The organism is Deltaproteobacteria bacterium (genome assembly GCA_026712905.1).
In the GTDB taxonomy this organism is placed as follows: domain Bacteria; phylum Desulfobacterota; class Binatia; order UBA9968; family JAJDTQ01; genus JAJDTQ01.
The window spans coordinates 1-2,484 of record JAPOPM010000275.1 but is presented as its reverse complement, the minus strand read 5'-3'; the positions used below and the strand labels follow the sequence as shown (position 1 = coordinate 2,484).

General features: G+C 69.4%; 4 protein-coding genes. 3 read left to right on the top strand and 1 reads right to left on the bottom strand.

Going from position 1 to position 2,484, the window contains the following annotated elements; genetic code table 11:
* Positions 1–87 precede the first annotated feature (87 nt).
* Positions 88–828, bottom strand: a complete 741-nt coding sequence (locus OXF11_22175; protein MCY4489794.1) for a S24 family peptidase — start codon at positions 826–828, stop codon at positions 88–90.
* A 685-nt stretch (positions 829–1,513) separates the two neighbouring features.
* Between OXF11_22175 and OXF11_22170 the strand changes: the two genes are divergently transcribed.
* The 3 genes from OXF11_22170 to traL are packed head-to-tail and all read left to right on the top strand — an operon-like array spanning position 1,514 to position 2,337.
* Positions 1,514–1,741: a helix-turn-helix domain-containing protein gene (locus tag OXF11_22170; protein ID MCY4489793.1), complete on the top strand. Its 228-nt coding sequence runs from the start codon at positions 1,514–1,516 to the stop codon at positions 1,739–1,741.
* Positions 1,738–2,034, top strand: coding sequence for a hypothetical protein (locus OXF11_22165; protein ID MCY4489792.1), 297 nt, complete (start codon positions 1,738–1,740; stop codon positions 2,032–2,034). The genes OXF11_22170 and OXF11_22165 overlap by 4 nt, the downstream gene beginning before the upstream one ends.
* 18 nt (positions 2,035–2,052) lie before the next feature.
* On the top strand, positions 2,053–2,337 hold the full coding sequence (gene traL, locus OXF11_22160) for a type IV conjugative transfer system protein TraL (protein ID MCY4489791.1): 285 nt from the start codon (positions 2,053–2,055) through the stop codon (positions 2,335–2,337).
* Positions 2,338–2,484: the final 147 nt, after the last annotated feature.

Below are 2,484 nucleotides of genomic sequence, written 5' to 3'. Positions count from 1 at the left end.
CCGGCAAGCCGAGTTCGCCAGCCTCATGTCGAGAGGCATAGCCGGGAAGTCACTCTTTGGCCGGCTGTTCGAGGAAAGATCGGAAGGTCACGTCCTCCTTACCGCCCACAACACCTTGCCGAGGATGTGTGCGTCCTGGGCGAGGCAAGAGTACGGAGCATAGTCGGGGTTGGCGGAGATCAGCCTCAGGCGGGCCGGGTCGTCGTCACCGGCGGCATCGGCACGCACGACCTCGACGCGCTTCACCACCAACCCGATGCCGTCCCAGAGCACGAAGGTTTCGCCCGTGGCCGGGAGCCGGCGCGAGACGTCCACGACGATCCGGTCGCCGTCGCTCAACTCCGGCTCCATGGAGTTGCCCCGGACCCTCAGGATGCGGAGGTTCCCGGGCTCGGCGCCGGCCTCGTGGCGGATCATGTTCTCCGGCCACTGCCAGAGGGCGGTCTCGGAGACGAACTCCTCGGCGAACGTTCCGGCTCCGGCGGAAACCTCCACGGTAACCTCCGGGATGACCGCTACCGGCGCGCCGGGAAGCTTAGCCGGCGTCCGCGGAGGCTTGCGCGTCATGGGCCGGCGTTTCGGCACCACCTCGTGGCGGAGTTCCGAGGGATCGCAGCCGAGCATTCCGGCCAGGGTCTCGCTGTCGCGATAGCCGAGCACCGCCGGGATGCCCCGGTCCACGTACTGCTGCAGGTAGGTCTTGTTGCGGCCAATGGCCAGGGATGCCGCGGCAAGGGTGAGGTCGTTTCGGCGGAGCAGGTCCTTGAGCCTTAGCCGGACCGGGTCGCGCCGGACCGCCTCCCTTTCAGTCGTGTTGTCAGGACTCATCCGTTTCCTTTCATAAGCAGCGGCCGGGGACGTCAAAAAAAACTTGCCACGTTGGAGCGCACACAAGAGCATGGCTTCGCAAGGATGCGGTTATCTGTAGGCTATACACGACTAAAACCTATTGTCAAGAGCGAATTTCTGGCCTATGTTGGGACGCATGGCAGCGCTTGACCTCCACCCCGACGCCCCTCTGGACGACCTTCTGCGCCACGCCGTCGCGGCCTGGCGGGAGCGCCACGGAGTGAGCGCCCGGCGCTTCGGCGCCGAAGCGCTGGGAGATCCCGGTTTCGTGTTCTCGCAGGGGCGCGGACGCTCGGTGCGGCTCGGGACGGCGGACCGTGTCCTGGCCTACATGGGGCATCCGCCGCTGGGTCCGGCGTTTCGGGGCGAGGTGGAGGCGTTCCTTGAGGTGACGCGCGCCAAGGCCTCGTTGCTGGGGGCGGAGGCGGCGGGCAACCGGTCGCTGGTGGGGAGGTTGCGCCGGGGAGCGTCGCCCAGGCTCAGGACGGTCGACCGGGTCCGGGCCTGGATGGCCGCCCATGCGAGCGTGGAAGAGATGGGCGCCATCCGCGCCAGGAGCGGAGAGAACCACAATTTTTTTGAGGCCGCGAGGCCTGGATCAACGGCGGCCCCGCTATCGTCGGCGGGGGCCGGAATCAACCTGGAAGAGGAAGGAGGGAATGGAATGTACGCGAACGGCACGAAGTATCTGAGCACGAGGGAGGCGGCCGCATGGCTGGGGCTCTCGCCCCGGACGCTGGACCGCTACCGCGTGAGCGGCGACGGGCCGGCGTTCCACCGGTTCGGGAGCCGGGTGCGGTACCTGGCGGCGGACCTGGACGACTGGGCCTCGGCACGGCGGCGGTTGTCGACGTCGGACGACGGCACGGCCGGACGGGAGGAGAGGCCATGAGGACGTTTTCACTGACCGGATGGACGCTCCTTGCGTTCGTCTGGACGATGTCGAGCGCGGACTTGGCGTGGGCCACGTCGGACACGACCTTCGCGGGCCCGTTGGGCACGGTGACGAACATCGTCTCGGGAACCGGCGGGCAGCTTGCGGCCACGCTCGCGGTCGGAGCCGCTCTGGTGGGCTCGGTTCTGCGTTTCAACGCCGCGCAACTGGCGGGGGCCGTGGGCGTGGGCATCGCGGCCGGGGCCGGCACGGGCGTGGTGACGGGCCTTGTCGGCACGGCGATCATTTGAGGGCTGGGGATGAGCGACGTGGCCAGACACACGATCCCCTCGCGCCTGGACGACCCGGAGCGCTGGCTCTTCTGGACGCTCGACGAGGCGGCGGCGCTCCTGGGGCCGGCGGTCCTGGGACTGGCCGCCAACGCCTTCGTGACCGGGCTCGCGGCGGGGGTCGGGGCGTGGGCGCTGCTGCGCCGCGCCAAGCGGGGTGGGGGCGCGGACGTGGCCATCTGCGCGCTCTACTGGTTCCTGCCGTCCTTCGCGTTGGGGCTCAGGGGAGCGCCGCCGAGCCACGCGCGGCGGTTCATCGGATAGGGAGGCCTGGATGAGACGGGAACTGCTGGACGCGGAGCGGCGCCGGGTGCGCGACGGGCGGGCGGTGCTGGCCGCGCTGCTGGCGCTCTCGCTCCTGGCCAACCTGGCGTTGAGCGTTGGCCTGGCTTCGGTGGAGCGCATGGCGGT